The organism is Phyllobacterium sp. CCNWLW183 (assembly GCF_037203775.1).
GTDB lineage: Bacteria > Pseudomonadota > Alphaproteobacteria > Rhizobiales > Rhizobiaceae > Phyllobacterium > Phyllobacterium ifriqiyense.
In genome coordinates, this window is sequence record NZ_JBBCBN010000007.1 from 17,554 (window position 1) to 31,681 (window position 14,128).

16 protein-coding genes are annotated in these 14,128 nt (G+C 54.0%); 9 read left to right on the forward strand and 7 right to left on the reverse strand.

Annotated features, from left to right (window positions below; all coding sequences use genetic code 11):
* Positions 1–154 precede the first annotated feature (154 nt).
* A complete protein-coding gene (locus V9K95_RS16110) occupies positions 155–715 on the forward strand; it encodes a winged helix DNA-binding protein (protein WP_115055088.1) in 561 nt (186 codons plus the stop codon).
* A 56-nt stretch (positions 716–771) separates the two neighbouring features.
* On the opposite strand, the gene V9K95_RS16115 is transcribed toward V9K95_RS16110, so the two are convergent.
* The 3 genes from V9K95_RS16115 to V9K95_RS16125 are packed head-to-tail and all read right to left on the reverse strand — an operon-like array spanning position 772 to position 2,814.
* On the reverse strand, positions 772–1,488 hold the full coding sequence (locus V9K95_RS16115) for a Bax inhibitor-1 family protein (protein WP_115055087.1): 717 nt from the start codon (positions 1,486–1,488) through the stop codon (positions 772–774).
* A gap of 23 nt (positions 1,489–1,511) precedes the next feature.
* Complete coding sequence (locus V9K95_RS16120) at positions 1,512–2,285, reverse strand: anti-sigma factor (RefSeq protein ID WP_115055086.1); 774 nt, start codon at positions 2,283–2,285, stop codon at positions 1,512–1,514.
* A complete protein-coding gene (locus tag V9K95_RS16125) occupies positions 2,278–2,814 on the reverse strand; it encodes a sigma-70 family RNA polymerase sigma factor (protein WP_115055085.1) in 537 nt (178 codons plus the stop codon). Before V9K95_RS16125 ends, V9K95_RS16120 begins: the two co-directional genes overlap by 8 nt.
* A 149-nt stretch (positions 2,815–2,963) precedes the next feature.
* Between V9K95_RS16125 and V9K95_RS16130 the strand changes: the two genes are divergently transcribed.
* From V9K95_RS16130 to V9K95_RS16140, 3 genes are read left to right on the forward strand one after another with little or no spacing between them, the layout of a single operon-like run.
* On the forward strand, positions 2,964–3,677 hold the full coding sequence (locus V9K95_RS16130) for a TetR/AcrR family transcriptional regulator (protein ID WP_336441517.1): 714 nt from the start codon (positions 2,964–2,966) through the stop codon (positions 3,675–3,677).
* A 21-nt stretch (positions 3,678–3,698) separates the two neighbouring features.
* Positions 3,699–4,916, forward strand: a complete 1,218-nt coding sequence (locus V9K95_RS16135; protein ID WP_115055083.1) for an efflux RND transporter periplasmic adaptor subunit — start codon at positions 3,699–3,701, stop codon at positions 4,914–4,916.
* Positions 4,913–8,062: an efflux RND transporter permease subunit gene (locus tag V9K95_RS16140; RefSeq protein WP_336441516.1), complete on the forward strand. Its 3,150-nt coding sequence runs from the start codon at positions 4,913–4,915 to the stop codon at positions 8,060–8,062. The genes V9K95_RS16135 and V9K95_RS16140 overlap by 4 nt, the downstream gene beginning before the upstream one ends.
* A gap of 47 nt (positions 8,063–8,109) precedes the next feature.
* On the opposite strand, the gene V9K95_RS16145 is transcribed toward V9K95_RS16140, so the two are convergent.
* The 3 genes from V9K95_RS16145 to V9K95_RS16155 form a co-directional block, all read right to left on the reverse strand.
* The gene (locus V9K95_RS16145) at positions 8,110–8,706 is read right to left on the reverse strand and encodes a general stress protein (protein WP_336441515.1); all 597 of its coding nucleotides are present in this window, start codon (positions 8,704–8,706) and stop codon (positions 8,110–8,112) included.
* A 29-nt stretch (positions 8,707–8,735) separates the two neighbouring features.
* Positions 8,736–9,056, reverse strand: a complete 321-nt coding sequence (locus V9K95_RS16150) for a PepSY domain-containing protein (protein ID WP_336441514.1) — start codon at positions 9,054–9,056, stop codon at positions 8,736–8,738.
* A gap of 179 nt (positions 9,057–9,235) precedes the next feature.
* Positions 9,236–9,526, reverse strand: a complete 291-nt coding sequence (locus tag V9K95_RS16155; protein WP_336441513.1) for a hypothetical protein — start codon at positions 9,524–9,526, stop codon at positions 9,236–9,238.
* Here V9K95_RS16155 and V9K95_RS16160 point away from each other — a divergent pair.
* The 3 genes from V9K95_RS16160 to V9K95_RS16170 all read left to right on the forward strand — a co-directional run bounded on the left by V9K95_RS16160 (position 9,525) and on the right by V9K95_RS16170 (position 11,766).
* Positions 9,525–9,971, forward strand: a complete 447-nt coding sequence (locus tag V9K95_RS16160; RefSeq protein ID WP_336441512.1) for a hypothetical protein — start codon at positions 9,525–9,527, stop codon at positions 9,969–9,971. The two genes, V9K95_RS16155 and V9K95_RS16160, sit on opposite strands and share 2 nt — an antisense overlap.
* Positions 9,972–10,201: 230 nt before the next feature.
* Positions 10,202–11,299, forward strand: a complete 1,098-nt coding sequence (locus tag V9K95_RS16165; RefSeq protein ID WP_336441511.1) for an HPP family protein — start codon at positions 10,202–10,204, stop codon at positions 11,297–11,299.
* A gap of 116 nt (positions 11,300–11,415) precedes the next feature.
* Positions 11,416–11,766: a DMT family protein gene (locus V9K95_RS16170; RefSeq protein ID WP_115055076.1), complete on the forward strand. Its 351-nt coding sequence runs from the start codon at positions 11,416–11,418 to the stop codon at positions 11,764–11,766.
* Positions 11,767–11,978: 212 nt separating this feature from the next.
* On the opposite strand, the gene V9K95_RS16175 is transcribed toward V9K95_RS16170, so the two are convergent.
* Positions 11,979–12,149 carry a hypothetical protein gene (locus tag V9K95_RS16175; RefSeq protein WP_336441510.1) on the reverse strand — a complete coding sequence of 57 codons (171 nt, stop codon included), beginning with the start codon at positions 12,147–12,149 and terminating at the stop codon, positions 11,979–11,981.
* A gap of 250 nt (positions 12,150–12,399) precedes the next feature.
* Between V9K95_RS16175 and V9K95_RS16180 the strand changes: the two genes are divergently transcribed.
* Positions 12,400–12,672 (forward strand): hypothetical protein, encoded by a 273-nt coding sequence (locus V9K95_RS16180; protein WP_115055075.1) that lies wholly within the window; start codon positions 12,400–12,402, stop codon positions 12,670–12,672.
* Between the two features lie 465 nt (positions 12,673–13,137).
* The gene (locus V9K95_RS16185; RefSeq protein WP_115055074.1) at positions 13,138–14,127 is read left to right on the forward strand and encodes a helix-turn-helix domain-containing protein; all 990 of its coding nucleotides are present in this window, start codon (positions 13,138–13,140) and stop codon (positions 14,125–14,127) included.
* Position 14,128 lies beyond the last annotated feature (1 nt).

Genomic DNA, 14,128 nt, shown 5'->3' on the forward strand with positions numbered 1-14,128 from the left:
CGATCGTAAATGAATGCTTTTCTCTAATACTTTATGCTTATATACCGATGGCTTCTGATTGATTGTCTTGTTAATTGCTTTGATGTGCGGCGCACCATTAAGCGCTGGTAAGTTTTCTCGTAAACTGGCGGTGGGCACCGTTACGGAGACTTCGATGGTACCGAATTATCTGCAACATATGATTGATAACGAAGCGGCACCGGATGACGTGTCGAAGCCATTTGGTGGCCGCAAGCCCGCCAATATTCCGGCACCGAACATCACACATTTTGAACTTGCGCGCACGCTGGAGCGGGTGAACAGACGATTTGCAGCTTTTATGCAATCGGAAATGACCCGTCGCGGCGTTGAAGAAATCGGCCACGCCCATCTGATGCTGCTTCTGGCAATTGGCGATGATGAAATTTCTGTCACGCAGTTGATGGAACGCGGTCCCTATGCGGGCACCAACCTTTCCTACTACCTCAAGCAGCTGGGTGAGTCCGGTTATATTGAGCGTAACGCCCTGCAGCGTGATCGCCGCGCAGCGCGAATCAAGCTTTCGGAAAAGGGCAAGGAGCTTTGCGCCGACATGACGGCCATCGCCGCCAACTGCCATAAAATCGTTGCCGACAGCCCCGACAATATTCGTAACCTCGAAATCACTTTCAAAACGCTTGATCGTATTGAGCAGACTTGGGCAAGCGCAGCCATTTTCGGCCCCCGCGGCGAATAATAACCAACAAAAAAGGCCGGATTTCTCCGGCCCTTTCGTCAACTCTTCAGGCGTTGCTATTCGCGCTCGCCTGTAAAGTTCAGCAGAAGCTGAAAAATATTGATGAAGTTGAGATAGAGCGAGAACGCACCGAATACGGCCATTTTCTGCTGTGTCTCTGAATCAATATTCTCGCCATACTGTTCCTTGATCGTCTGTGTGTCCCAGGCGGTCAAACCGACGAAGACGAGAATGCCAGCAACTGACACCACAAACTGGATCATTGTCGAACCAAGGAAGATGTTGACCACGCTGGCAACGACAACACCGATCAGACCCATGATCAGGAACGAGCCGAACTGCGAAAGGTCACGCTTGGTGGTGTAACCGTAAAGACTGGTTGCACCGAACATTGTTGCGGCAATGAAGAATGTGCGCGCAATGCTGTTGCCGGTAAAGACCAGGAAGATGGAAGCCATGGACAGGCCCATGACGGCGCAGAACGCCCAGAACAGCATTTGAGCGGAAGCTGCCGACATTGTCTGCATCTTGAACGAGAAGAACATCACGAAAGCCAGCGGCGCCAGCATCACCACCCATTTAAGCGGTGTCGAGAAGATTGGTACATAAAGTGCTGGCGTTGAAGCGACGACGAAAGCGACAACACCGGTGAGAACAAGGCCAAGGCCCATATAGTTGTAGATGCGCAGCATATGCTGGCGCAGGCCCTCGTCGAACGCAGCGGCTGACTGGCCGCCTGCCCGGTCGATGCCATAACGAAGTGGTGTATTCATCAGAACGTTCCTTCTGTTGTTGATCAGTAAAGTGTGTTGGCAAGTTGAGTAGCGGCTTTGCCCAGCTCATCGGAACCACCATCGGCAACGAGTGCATAGGCGACGTCGCCGATCTGGAAATAGGCTGCTTTCATGTCTTCAATCTCGACAATGCGTGGTTTAACGACATCAAATGACCCGGGGCGAACCGCAAAAAGAGACAAGGCACCCGTGACAGACGATCCGATCTCAAGTTCAATGCTTGGTCCGAATGTAGACGGGAACAATTGCACGTCCTTCACTTTCCATTCGGTTGGAAGCTTGGGCATAATGATTGCCGTGGCGGCACGTATTTCAGCCGGGTCATAATTTCGGGTGCCGGGCTGCGATGTCATTGCAGCGCGGACCAGCGACGTGCGATGCGCCATCACCGCATCCTGGACATAGGCAGGAGCCGGCTGTGAAGCGACAACCTCCGAAACGATCAACGGACCAAAACCGGCATGGGCCATCCAACCGAGGCCAACAAGCAATGCCACCGCCGCAACGCGTTGCAGCCGATTGAAAATCTGCCTGCGCCCAAGGCTGCGCTGAAGCCGCTCGGCAGCCTGTGCAGAAGCAAGGCCGGAAACCGAAGCGGGCGCTGAGAGCGCGAGACGCAATTCATCACGGCCACGCAAATCTGCCATGACGCGGGCAGCATCTTCGGGATGCTCGGAAAGATATCCAGCCACCTCGATACGGCGCGCACCATCCAGCTGATCGTCCACATAGGCATCAAAATCGGCCTGCACGATAGGGTCTCTTGTCTTAATCATCACGACCTCCGACAATTCGCAGTTGGGCAGCGCGGGAAGAAGGCTCTTCGCCTTCGCTGGCGCGCATGAAAGCCCGTGCCCGGCTGACCCTCGACATTAATGTGCCGATAGGTATGTCCAGAATTCCGGCAGCTTCCTCATAGGAAAGCCCCTCAATAGCCACCAGATGCAGCGCGCTTCGCTGCTCTTCGGGCAAGGTTTCAAACATCTGGCGTATCTGTTCCAGCCGCACCGCATGTTCCTGCGATGGCTGCTGGACGGTTTCCGCCGTCTCTGCTGTCTGGGCTATTCTGCGCGCATCAGCCTGGCGCGAGCGGAAACCATCAATGAACGTGTTGTGCAACACGGAAAACAGCCATGTCCGCAAATTACCGTTCGGACGAAAACTCGCCTGCTTTTCATAGGCCCGCACCAGCGCATCATGCACGAGATCCTCGGCATCCTGCTCATTACGAGCCAGCGAGCGCGCATAACGGCGCAGCGATCCAAGCTGGCCAATCACGTCGAAGCGGGTTTTCTCATTGCTCATGACCGATATACGTAGCCTATCGCGGGTTTATTCCCATGCAGTACGGTTTTTTTGTCAGCAGTAAAACAAGAATGATCATTCTCATATTGACGGTATTGCGCAGCTGATATAAATGAGAGAGAACGTTCTCTCTTTTTTATTGGTGACTGATGACCGATCAAGCAATGCCAAGGCAGACACCCGCCGCATCAAGTGATGATACGGAAGGATCATGCTGTTTTGTCACCAAGCTGTTCGGCAAGCGGGCGCGCAATCGCGAGGCGCAGGAAGAGCGCATCCTTGCCGCTGCAACCACCTGTTTCATCCGCTCCGGCTTTCGCGGAGCCTCCATGAATGACATTTGTTCCGAGGCTGGCATGAGCCCTGGCGCGCTTTATCGTTATTTCTCCTCAAAAGAGGCGATCATTGAACATATTTGTGCGCAACATCGGCGTGAAAGCGCAGAGATCCTTGATCGCATGTCCAGTAGCAATGACATTATTGAGGCCGTTGTCAAAGTGGGCATAGAGCATGTGCGCCACATGTCGATGGATACGAGCAATAACGGCCCAGCCGATGCCAGTGCGCGCCTTTTCATTGAAGTACGCGCCGAGGCGACACGCAATGATGCGGTTGCTGCCATTTGCGAACTGCATGAAGGCATGATGCGTGAAAGGCTGATTGCTGCATTTACCGCAGCAAAAGAGGCCGGCCTTATCGACCCGGTGGTCGAACTGGAGCTTGCCGTCGCCACGCTCGCAGCCATGGGCGAAGGCGTTATCCTTCGCAATTTTCCCGCACAAGGCGTGCCGCTGGAAGCATTGGAACCCGTGTTCCGTGCGCTGGCAACCGCTGTTTTGCGACCAACGAACAAGCAACTATAGCTCTCACCCCCAGGCTCCAAGATGAACCGCCACCCTCACCGCAATCTCAGAAAAGTTCTCTTCTCCTCTATTGTGGCGATTGGTTTCGCCTTGTCCTTGCCCGGAATTGCCGCGGCGGAAGACACACCAGCGGTTGCAAGCGAACCCAAGGCTCCCTCGATCAATGTGGTCGCTGCCGGAAAGCAGGAAATGGTGGCGACACTGACTGTAACGGGAACCATTGTTCCCCGGCAAGAGGTTGCCGTCGGCACGGATGTTGCCGGACTGCTTGTGCTCGAGCTCAATGCCGATCAGGGCGATGTGGTCAAGGAAGGCGACATCCTGGCAAGGCTCGACAAGTCTTCGCTTGAAATCCAGCTTGCGCAAATCGAAGCGCAAGGGGCTCAGGCCGCCGCGTCCATCGCACAGTCCGAAGCACAAATTGTCGATGCGCAGATTGCCGTGCGGCAAGCATTGGAAGCGCTGGAGCGTGCCCGCTCCTTGAGCGCCAAGGGCTTCACCTCCAAAGCTGAATTTGACAATGCAACCAATGCCCATGACAGCGCCAATGCCAAGCTGAACACGGCTCGTCACGCGCTGGTGGCAACGCAAACGCAGTTGCAACTTGTCGCCGCCCAAAAACGCGATGTCATGCTGCGTCTGGAGAAAGCCGATGTAAGAGCACCGGCAAGCGGCGTTATTTTGAGCCGCGACGCGCTTCTTGGCGCGATCGTCTCCGCCAATGCGGGACCATTGTTCCGCATTGCCCGCGATAATGATTTTGAGCTCGCAGGCAATATTCCGGAAGTCGATTTGCCGCTGTTAAAGGCGGGCATGCCGGTCTCTGTTCGCGTTTCAGGCATGGAAGAACCGGTCGCAGGCAAAATCCGCCTGATCTCTCCGGAGATTTCAGCAAGCTCGCGTCTGGGCGCGGTAAAAGTGTCGCTTGAGAAGAACCCTTCAATCCGCCCGGGCAATTTTGCCCGCGCTGTCATTGAACTTGCCCGCCGTGGCGGCATTAGCGTTCCGCTTTCCTCTATTGTCTATAATGGGCCGGCGACGCTCATTCAGGTCGTCAAGAACGGTGTTGTCGAAAGCCGTAAGGTGAAGATCGGCATTCGCAACGGCCATTCCGCCGAAGTACTTGAGGGTCTTGCCGAGGGCGAAGAAATCGTGGCCCGCGCCGGAACATTCGTCGCCGATGGCGACCGCGTTACCCCGGTTCGTGTCTCAGCCGAGCAGACCGGAGCGGTCAAATGAACTGGAACATCAGCGCCTGGTCCATCCGCAACCCCGTTCCGGCAATTCTCCTCTTTGTCGTTTTGACCGTGCTGGGGCTGATGGCCTTTTCCAAACTGCCCATCACCCGTTTCCCCAATATCGACGTGCCGCTGATATCGGTTTCAATAACCGATCCGGGCGTTGCGCCGACAGAGCTGGAAACCCAGATTGCCAAGCGGGTTGAGGACTCTGTCGCCAATATTACCGGCGTCAAAAATGTCATCAGCAATCTGACCGAAGGCAATTCGACAACGCTTGTCGAGTTCCGGCTGGAGGTTGATACACAAAAAGCGCTGAACGACGTCAAGGATGCCGTATCGCGCATCCGCGATGATCTTCCAGCGACCATCAAGGAACCACTGATCAATTCGGTGGATGTCGAAGGTTCGGCCATCCTGACCTACGGCATTTCCGCTCCGGCAATGACGGCGGAACAGCTTTCCTGGTTTGTCGATGACACGATTATCCGCGACATTCAGGGGCTCAAGGGCGTTGGCAAGGTAGAGCGGTATGGCGGGGTGAAGCGCGAAATACGTGTCTCGCTCGACCCCGATCGATTGACCGCACTCGGGGTTACCGCTGCCGATGTCAATCGTGCCCTGAAATCCATGAGTGCCGATCTGACCGGCGGTCGCGGTGATCTTGGCGATACGCAACAGACGATCCGAACCTTGGGCGGCTCCCGTTCATTGGAAGATCTGCGTGCGGTGGAAATTCCGCTCGCCGGTGGACGCTCTGTCCGGCTCGATGCAATCGGAACTGTCAGCGACGCTTTTGAAGAGCCAAAATCCTTTGCGCGTGTCGATAATCAGACGATTGTTTCGCTGGGTGTGTTCCGCGCAAAGGGAGCCAGCGATACGGAAGTCTTTGCGGCCGTGCAAGCGCGCATCGATCAGTTGCAGCAGAAATACCCCGATACACGCTTCAGCATGATCGATAATTCGGTCAATTATACCTATGGCAATTACGAATCCGCGATGAGTTCGCTGATTGAAGGTGCCGTGCTTTCCATCATTGTCGTGTTCCTGTTCCTGCGCAATATGCGGGCGACATTGATCGCGGCTGTTGCCCTGCCCTTGTCGGCGATCCCTACTTTCTGGGCCATCGACATGCTGGGCTTCTCGCTCAATCTGATCAGTCTGCTTGGTATTACTCTGGTGACCGGTATTCTGGTCGATGATGCTATTGTCGAAATCGAAAACATTGTCCGGCATATGCGATCCGGCAAATCACCCTATCGGGCTTCACTGGAAGCTGCCGACGAAATCGGGCTTGCTGTTATCGCCATCTCGGCCACAATCATTGCCGTGTTCGCACCGGTCAGCTTCATGAGCGGCATTGCCGGTCAATATTTCAAGCAATTCGGTCTGACGGTTGCGGTCGCGGTCTTTTTCTCGCTGCTTGTTGCACGGCTCATTACGCCGATGATGACCGCCTATCTGTTGCGCGACGGTAAAAGCCTGCACCATGGCTCGGAAGAAACCGGCTGGATCAAGGCCTATACCCGCTTCCTGACCGTCACTTTGCGTTTCCGCTGGCTGACGCTGGGCAGCGGCGTGGCTCTTTTTGCTGTTGCAATCTGGGCCATGGGCTTTCTGCCATCGGGCTTTGTCCCGCCACAGGATGAAGCCCGGGTTGTCGTGAGCCTTGAACTGCCTCCTGGTGCACCTATCGAGGAAACACGCCGCGTTAGTGACGAGGCGGCATCACTTGTTCTCCAGATACCAGAAGTCAAGCAGACCTATGTGACGGGCGGTGCGTCGCCAACGGGTTCGCTGGATACAAGGCGCGCAACGATGGTCGTTAAGCTCAGCCATAAATCCGAAAGGGACCGCACCCAGAAACAGGTGGAGACCGACATTTTCAACAAATTGTCCGAGGTTTCCGATCTGCGCGCCAATTTCGTCAATGATCGCGGCGAACGCGAATTCGCTGTCGGCGTCATCGGCAATGATGGTGAGAAAGTAACCCAGCAGGCAAGACAATTGCAAAGCGCCATGACTGCAACCGGCGACTTTCAGGCTGTGTCATCCACGGCAGCGCTGGATCGCCCCGAGATCATCGTGACACCGCGCATGGATAAGCTGGCGGAGCTGGGCCTGTCGACATCAGCGCTGTCGGAGGCTTTGCGTGTTGCGACCTTGGGTGATCTTGATGCCAATCTGGCAAAATATACGGTTGATGGAAGGCAGGTCCCGATCCGCGTTCAATTGACCGAGGATTCGCGCCGTGACCTTTCTGTGCTCCAGACCCTGACCGTAACAACACCTGCCGGTGTAGTCGTTCCGTTGGAATCAATTGCGCAGATCAGCTTTGGACAGGGTCCCTCCTCCATTGAGCGCTTCAACCGCGAACGCCGGGTCGTCGTTGGCGCAAACATGGCCAAGGGCAAGGAAATTGGCGAGGGCCTCTCCATTGTCAAAAACCTGCCGCAGACCAAATCCATGCCGGAAGGCGTCAGGATTCAGGAAACCGGCGATGCCGAGGTGATGGGTGAAGTCTTTACCGGATTCCGCGACGCAATGATCATGGGCCTGATGCTGGTCTTCGTGGTGCTGATCCTGCTCTTTGGCAGTGTGTTCCACGCCTTCACCATCCTCATGTCACTGCCTCTTTCGATTGCAGGTGTCGCGGTGGCTCTGCTTTTGACCAATAATTCCGTCTCCATGGCCGTGGTCATCGGTATTTTGATGCTGATGGGCATTGTCACCAAGAATGCGATCATGCTTGTCGATTTTGCCATAGAAGAAGTGAAGCATGGGATACCGCGCAATGAGGCAATTATTGATGCCGGGCGCAAACGCATCCGGCCAATCGTGATGACGACGATTGCCATGTCGGCAGGCATGCTTCCCGCAGCAATGGCTTTTGGCGATGGCGGTGAATTCCGGGCCCCGATGGCGATTGCGGTGATTGGCGGTCTGCTGGTTTCAACAGTTCTGTCGCTGGTGTTTGTACCATCCTTCTACACAATCATGGATGATGTGAGCCATTGGATGGGCAGAATATTCCATTGGTCCATGCGTCCGAACAAACCGGATGAACAGCATACGGAGCAGGTCTATGCCAGCAGTCCGGTGCCGCTCATCCACCCGGCGCGGGTCATGACCGAAGCGGCTGAATAAACGCAAAAGAGCGCCCAAGGGCGCTCTTTCTGTTTCTGCTGCTGCTATTATAGCGGATGGTAATTGCGAACCCTGTCCCGTTCCCGCGCGAGCTCTTCTTCGGTAAATGCCGGGCTTGACTCATCAAAGCGATCCCAGCCTTCTTCACGATACATGGATCGCCTCGTGTCGAGATCTACCGGCGTATTATCGTTGATGATCGAGCGGGCAATATCGGCCTGGTCATCGCTGACCCTAGCGGATACGAGCGTGCTGCCGCGGCGGACGCCCTCCGCATAGACATGCGCATCATCTTCATCAACGCCGGAACTCGTAAGCCCGCCAATCAATCCGCCAGCGGCACCGCCAGCCACTGCACCGGCCGCCGCACCAGCAGCTGTAGCTGCGAGCCAGCCTGCCGCCACGACAGGGCCGACACCAGGAATTGCCAGCATGCCAAGACCGGCAAGCAGCCCGCCCGTACCACCGACAACAGCGCCAATACCGGCGCCGGCAGCAGCCCCCTCGCCCGCATAGGTTTCGCCGCTATCGCCATCGCGTCCCGCGATTGTGATATCGGAAGAGGAAACCCCGGCGTCTTCGAGCTGCTCGACCACCTGTCTTGCATCGCGGTGATTGTCATATAGTCCTGTTACAGTTTGCATATCTGATCTCCTTGAGCTGGTTTACGCCCTTATTTTGCGGTCTCTGTTATGTTGCCCTGATAGTCGAGCTTGACCTCGAAAGACTTGCCGTCCTTAGTGCCCGTACCCGTCCAGATGCCGTCTTCGCCTTTTACGAGGCCCGTTACGGCAGTGTAGCCTTTGGCTTCAATGCGCTCTTTGGCCTGGGCTTCTGTAAAGCTATTTTCTCCGGCGACAGGCGCAGCAGGATTGGTAGAATCCGGCGTTGTCACTGCCGGTGTTTCAGACTCTGTAGTCGGCTTAGGAGCCTCCTGTGCATAAGCCAGTGAGGCAATCGAAACCGCGCCAAGTACGAGTGCAATTCGTCTCATATGAACCTCCATCTTTCGCGACCATTTTGTCAGCCGCCTGAGAGACTAACCCGCATAGGCAGATGAGGTTCCTGATTTTCAGATGATGGAGAGCAGGTTTATTTTTTCTAATTGACGGAACTTCCTGGAAGGAGCGTCAATGACAAAAACCAAAAACAATCGCGAGGAACGGCGCGGGCTTATTGCGCACCCACCGGCCGCGGAGGATAGACTGCCTGTGCAGGTGCACGGTATATTGCGCCGGTTGTCATGCTTGATATGTTGGGAGCCTGCCTTCCCTTTATCAGCATGTCCTCATGCACCCAGCCAATCATGCCAGTTGTCGGCACTGCAATATGATGCCATTTGCCCGCTTTGCTATAGGAGCGCATTTCACGCCCTTTTTCGACAGAGCCTATCGAGGCGGAAGCTTGCGATGCGCTACGCCGTAATACCAGCCTGTCACGAGCATAGACTACCGATGGCGCCATGCCCGGCACATTGGTGCCGCGCGGTGGCTCGCCAATTGCTTTGCCAATGGGCCCCTGCGGACGCTGCAATGATGCTTGCTGCGTCGGCTTCGTTGCAGCAGGATTTTGTTGCGGCACGCCCACGGGAACGGAAGGTCGCGGCACAGGCGCTCGTGCTATCTCTGTCCGTCCGCTCTCCTCGCGAAGCGCTGTTTTTGCCGGCGACCTCACCTCTTTCTCGGGTCTGGGCACCGCAGACGGCGCTCTGGAAGCTGTAGCCACGGGGGATCTGGTGTTTGTTGCAGATGGGTTTTTCGCCTGTTCCTTTGTCCAGAATGCCAACAACCCGACACCACCCAATACCGCCACTGCAAGCAGCAGCCCGATAGGAGACCAACGCTGCGACGACCGCGAGGAAGATCGCTTCGGAGAGCGCGAAGTTGAACGAGTGCGGCGCTTTTTCTGAGCCATTGAGTCCTGCCGTTTTCAGTCCATCATGGGGTGACTGGATAAAAGTCGGAAATATCGAGTCGCGATATTCCTAATCTGACAGGGCTTCCTTGGTATTTCGTTACCATGGCAAAGGGAAAAAGTTTTTACGGATAATCGCCGATTTAGAGAATTATTTCCCTTTTAATTGGCTCCCGTCCGCCGTAGATGCGGGTATTATATCGAAAGTCGCCCGGAATTTTCCAAATGCGCCAGTTTTTCTATTCAAAAGGCCCGGATGGGACGGAGCGGTTTCGTCTCTTCGTGCCGATCCTCGCCGGGGCGACATTGCGCGAGAGAATTATCGGCTGCATTGGGGCATTGATCGGCATTGGCCTGACCGGTTGGATTTGCGGCATCATGTTCGGTGCTGGCCCCGCCGTGCCGCTCATCGTCGCGCCTGTTGGCGCATCTGCGGTCCTGCTGTTTGCCGTTCCGGCCAGCCCTCTGGCACAGCCTTGGCCAATCATCGGCGGCAATACAATTTCCGCCTTGGTCGGCGTGACAGTGGCTCATTTCGTACATCAGCCGGAACTGGCTGTTGCTCTGGCTGTTGCATGTGCAATCGCAGTGATGTCGGTGGCACGGTGTCTGCATCCGCCAGGTGGCGCTGCCGCTTTGACAGCTGTTATCGGCGGGCCAGCGGTTCTTTCGGCGGGTTTTCTCTTCCCATTCGTGCCGGTTGCGCTGAATTCCGTGCTGCTCGTTGTGCTGGGTATCCTGTTTCACAGGCTGGCTGGCAGAACCTATCCACACAAGGCAGCCGCGCCTGTTGCCAATATACATGGGACGCAGGACCCGCCAGCCCCATTGCGTTCGGGCTTTCAAAGCGAAGATGTCGATAACGCGCTGGAAGCACTTGATGAGACATTCGATATTGAACGAAGCGATATCGATATTCTGCTGCGGGAAGTGCAGGTTCAGGCCGCTATACGGCGGCACCGGGCACTGCTGTGCAGCGATATCATGTCACGTGACGTGATCAAGGTTTCTGAGGATGCCAGTGCGGATACCGCGCGGACCCTGCTGCTTGAACACAATGTGCGTGCCCTGCCCGTTCTTGACCTTTCAGGATGCCTGCTTGGCACGATCGGCTTGCGCGAATTGGCAAATGCCGGGGCGGCAATCAAAGGGTCAATCACCGCTGCTGTCACTGCCAAGCCTGACGACCATGCCATGAAGCTTTTGCCCATGCTGACTGACGGCAAGACCCATGCGGTGATCATCATTGACGATTCCCGCCATGTTCTCGGGCTGGTCACCCAGACCGATCTGCTCGGCGTCGCCTTCAATTCCTATCTCTGATCCGTTGCGCAAAAGATGCAGTGCCGGAAAAACCGGGAGCGGGCGCTTATCGCCCGTCGTCCGGCGACCCGTACTCTGATATCACCGTTAAATCCCGCAAACCAAAGAGACCCTCCATGCCGTCTTTCGATTATATCCGTCCTATCCTCCTGCTCCTCGGATCAAATGTATTCATGACATTCGCGTGGTACGGGCATCTCAAATTTGGCAATAAATCCTTGATGCTGGTCATTCTTGTCAGCTGGATGATCGCCTTCTTCGAATATTGCCTTGCCGTTCCGGCCAACCGTTACGGGCATGAGGTTTATTCCGCAGCCCAGCTGAAAACGATCCAGGAAGTCATCACGCTTCTGGTCTTCGCAGGCTTTTCGGTGGCTTATCTCGGCGAAAAAATCACAATCAACCACGCTGTCGGTTTTGCCATGATTTGTGGCGGCGCATTCTTCGTATTCAAAGGGCCACTATAATTGAATTTCGGAATTTGTCCTGAACTGTCGCAAATCTGCGACAGTTCATCCTTCTATTTTTCAAATCGGGGATGACAGACCGCAAAAATGCGGGCTAACTTTGTACAATTGATTTGTGCGTGAATACTTCAGAAAAGCAGATAAGAACAATAAATGGGGAGAGCGCTTTCATTGCCCAATACTGTAAAGCTTGGCGCGCCAGATTGCTGGACTCATGCCTTTTTCATGGCCGGCGGCTCGTCGGCAACCACATCGCGCCAGAAGCACATTAAGGCACCGCATTCGGAACAATGCACGGGCGCCTCGTCCTCTTCTTCAATCGGAACCGTCATATGACTGGTTTTGCACTCGTGACATATAATCTCTTGGCCGAGCTTCTGCATAATTGCACTCCACAAGGAGTAAGCTTTAAATGAATAAAGAATGCAGGCATCGCTCGTGGAAGAACGTCTTGAAGCGACACCATCTAAACCAGTCAACAATAACCATATTATGCGTTAATTGGCAAAGACAAGCTTGCCTATATTGAAAATAGATAAACGATTCCCACTATAATTAATCGATTGCGGACTAAATTAATCTGAGGAGTGACCATTTCGGTGGTGGGGTATGGTCGAAAATGAGAATTGAACCATGACGGGACACGAAAAACTTATTGAAGCAGTAGCTCAGGCTATTCATGCTTACCGCAGCACCGGTAGCCAGGAGTGGGATAAAATCCCCGACTTCATCCGTCAAACCTATCGTGATTATGCCAATGTTGCGCTCCCCATCGTCTATGATGTCCTTCGTAACCCGACGAATGAAATGATCGATGCGGCTAACCGTGCGCGCCCCTCTGTGACCTCGCGAACGATACAGGCGGCGATAGAGGCCTCCCCTCTCAATCCTGAGAATCAGGCGTGAAGGCGTAAAACCGCTTTTCTGACGAGACATCCCACTCAGGACAGATTGCGTCGGACGTAAAGCGCCGAAGCAATATAGGCTGCGATTCTTTTGGCCAATATCCGCCCGAAGTTTCAAACTTGAATATTACATTCTTAAATCCACGCGGTTTTTGACCGGATCACAAACATACATTTTGCGACAATAAAGTATTATAAGCGCCAAAAAGTAATGTCTCGTCAAACATCTTGGATTAAAATCACTTTGTCTGCGTATTATTCAAAAAAAAATATTGCCATATGTAAGGCGATGAAGCAGTGTCTAAGAGAGAAAGTTGTAAATCGGATTGTTTACGAGTTTTGAATAAAGCTATTCTTATATAGCTTTATAATATTGTTAAAATTGCAAATAAATCCTTTTAATTCGATAACTGAACATTGGTTTCATATGAAACTGGTTAACACGGTTTAGGTAATTGGGGGACACATGTACGACAATTCTCTAGGTAAATCTGATTACAGGTCTTTGACCGTAGCAGATGATACTGATCGGGATGCAGAGGCTCCGGATGAGAAGTGGCGTTGGTCTTCTTACAGCGATGATAAGGGCAATATTGGCTACAGTCGCAACCTTTATAAACTGCAACAAACCACGATTATGTACGGCGATACCCATGGCCGACTAGAAATGATCTCCAAAGGAGCTTCATCCACTCTCAGTTTTCTCTTTGTCATCAAAGGAACTATTGACCTGGTCGACATGAAAAAGAGAAAAATACAGACATTGGTAGCCGGCAATGCAACCAGCATCATCGACCGGGCAGATGTGAAAGCCAAAATCCACCCCGGGAGCTCTTGGGTAGCCTATCGGGTGCCGGTCACCACGCTGCGGGAATATTTCGAACGCCTGATGCACCGGCCCTATTTTCAGGAGCAGGCTTTCGCGCCTCTTCATGATTTTCGCTCCGGTAGTGCGGCAGCTCTGTATCAAACGCTGTGTTACGTCAGTGAAGATCTCGCCAATGCGACCAATTCGACACGAGACGTTCTGACCAACGTCTATGAACGCTTACTGCTGGCGAAACTGTTCATGACAAAACCTGACAATGTAAACACCCTCAACAATTTGGCAGGTCGCCGGATATCACCGCGCTATCTGCAGCGCGCCGAAGCATTTATGCGCGAAAATATCCATAATGCTGTGACGCTCGACAACATAGCAGATGCAGCAGGGTGCAGTGCGCGGGCGCTGCAGAGAATGTTCAAGGAATATCGGGATACAAGCCCGATGCATGTTTTGTGCGAGTACAGATTATCTGCGGCACATGAGGCTATCCTGAGTGGCAGTGCTCGCAATGTCACGGATCTTGCCATCCACCTGCAATTTTCCAATCCCGGACGCTTCTCGTCACTATACCGCAATGCCTATGGAATGAGCCCGTCGGCAATGATGCGCTTTCATGAAAAGAATACCTGAC

Coding starts and splice junctions, on each gene's coding strand:
- V9K95_RS16110 (WP_115055088.1), top strand. CDS start 155: ATGGTACCGAATTATCTGCAACATATGATTGATAACGAAGCGGCACCG.
- V9K95_RS16115 (WP_115055087.1), bottom strand. CDS start 1,488: ATGAATACACCACTTCGTTATGGCATCGACCGGGCAGGCGGCCAGTCA.
- V9K95_RS16120 (WP_115055086.1), bottom strand. CDS start 2,285: ATGATTAAGACAAGAGACCCTATCGTGCAGGCCGATTTTGATGCCTAT.
- V9K95_RS16125 (WP_115055085.1), bottom strand. CDS start 2,814: ATGAGCAATGAGAAAACCCGCTTCGACGTGATTGGCCAGCTTGGATCG.
- V9K95_RS16130 (WP_336441517.1), top strand. CDS start 2,964: ATGACCGATCAAGCAATGCCAAGGCAGACACCCGCCGCATCAAGTGAT.
- V9K95_RS16135 (WP_115055083.1), top strand. CDS start 3,699: ATGAACCGCCACCCTCACCGCAATCTCAGAAAAGTTCTCTTCTCCTCT.
- V9K95_RS16140 (WP_336441516.1), top strand. CDS start 4,913: ATGAACTGGAACATCAGCGCCTGGTCCATCCGCAACCCCGTTCCGGCA.
- V9K95_RS16145 (WP_336441515.1), bottom strand. CDS start 8,706: ATGCAAACTGTAACAGGACTATATGACAATCACCGCGATGCAAGACAG.
- V9K95_RS16150 (WP_336441514.1), bottom strand. CDS start 9,056: ATGAGACGAATTGCACTCGTACTTGGCGCGGTTTCGATTGCCTCACTG.
- V9K95_RS16160 (WP_336441512.1), top strand. CDS start 9,525: ATGCCCGGCACATTGGTGCCGCGCGGTGGCTCGCCAATTGCTTTGCCA.
- V9K95_RS16155 (WP_336441513.1), bottom strand. CDS start 9,526: ATGGCGCCATCGGTAGTCTATGCTCGTGACAGGCTGGTATTACGGCGT.
- V9K95_RS16165 (WP_336441511.1), top strand. CDS start 10,202: ATGCGCCAGTTTTTCTATTCAAAAGGCCCGGATGGGACGGAGCGGTTT.
- V9K95_RS16170 (WP_115055076.1), top strand. CDS start 11,416: ATGCCGTCTTTCGATTATATCCGTCCTATCCTCCTGCTCCTCGGATCA.
- V9K95_RS16175 (WP_336441510.1), bottom strand. CDS start 12,149: ATGCAGAAGCTCGGCCAAGAGATTATATGTCACGAGTGCAAAACCAGT.
- V9K95_RS16180 (WP_115055075.1), top strand. CDS start 12,400: ATGACGGGACACGAAAAACTTATTGAAGCAGTAGCTCAGGCTATTCAT.
- V9K95_RS16185 (WP_115055074.1), top strand. CDS start 13,138: ATGTACGACAATTCTCTAGGTAAATCTGATTACAGGTCTTTGACCGTA.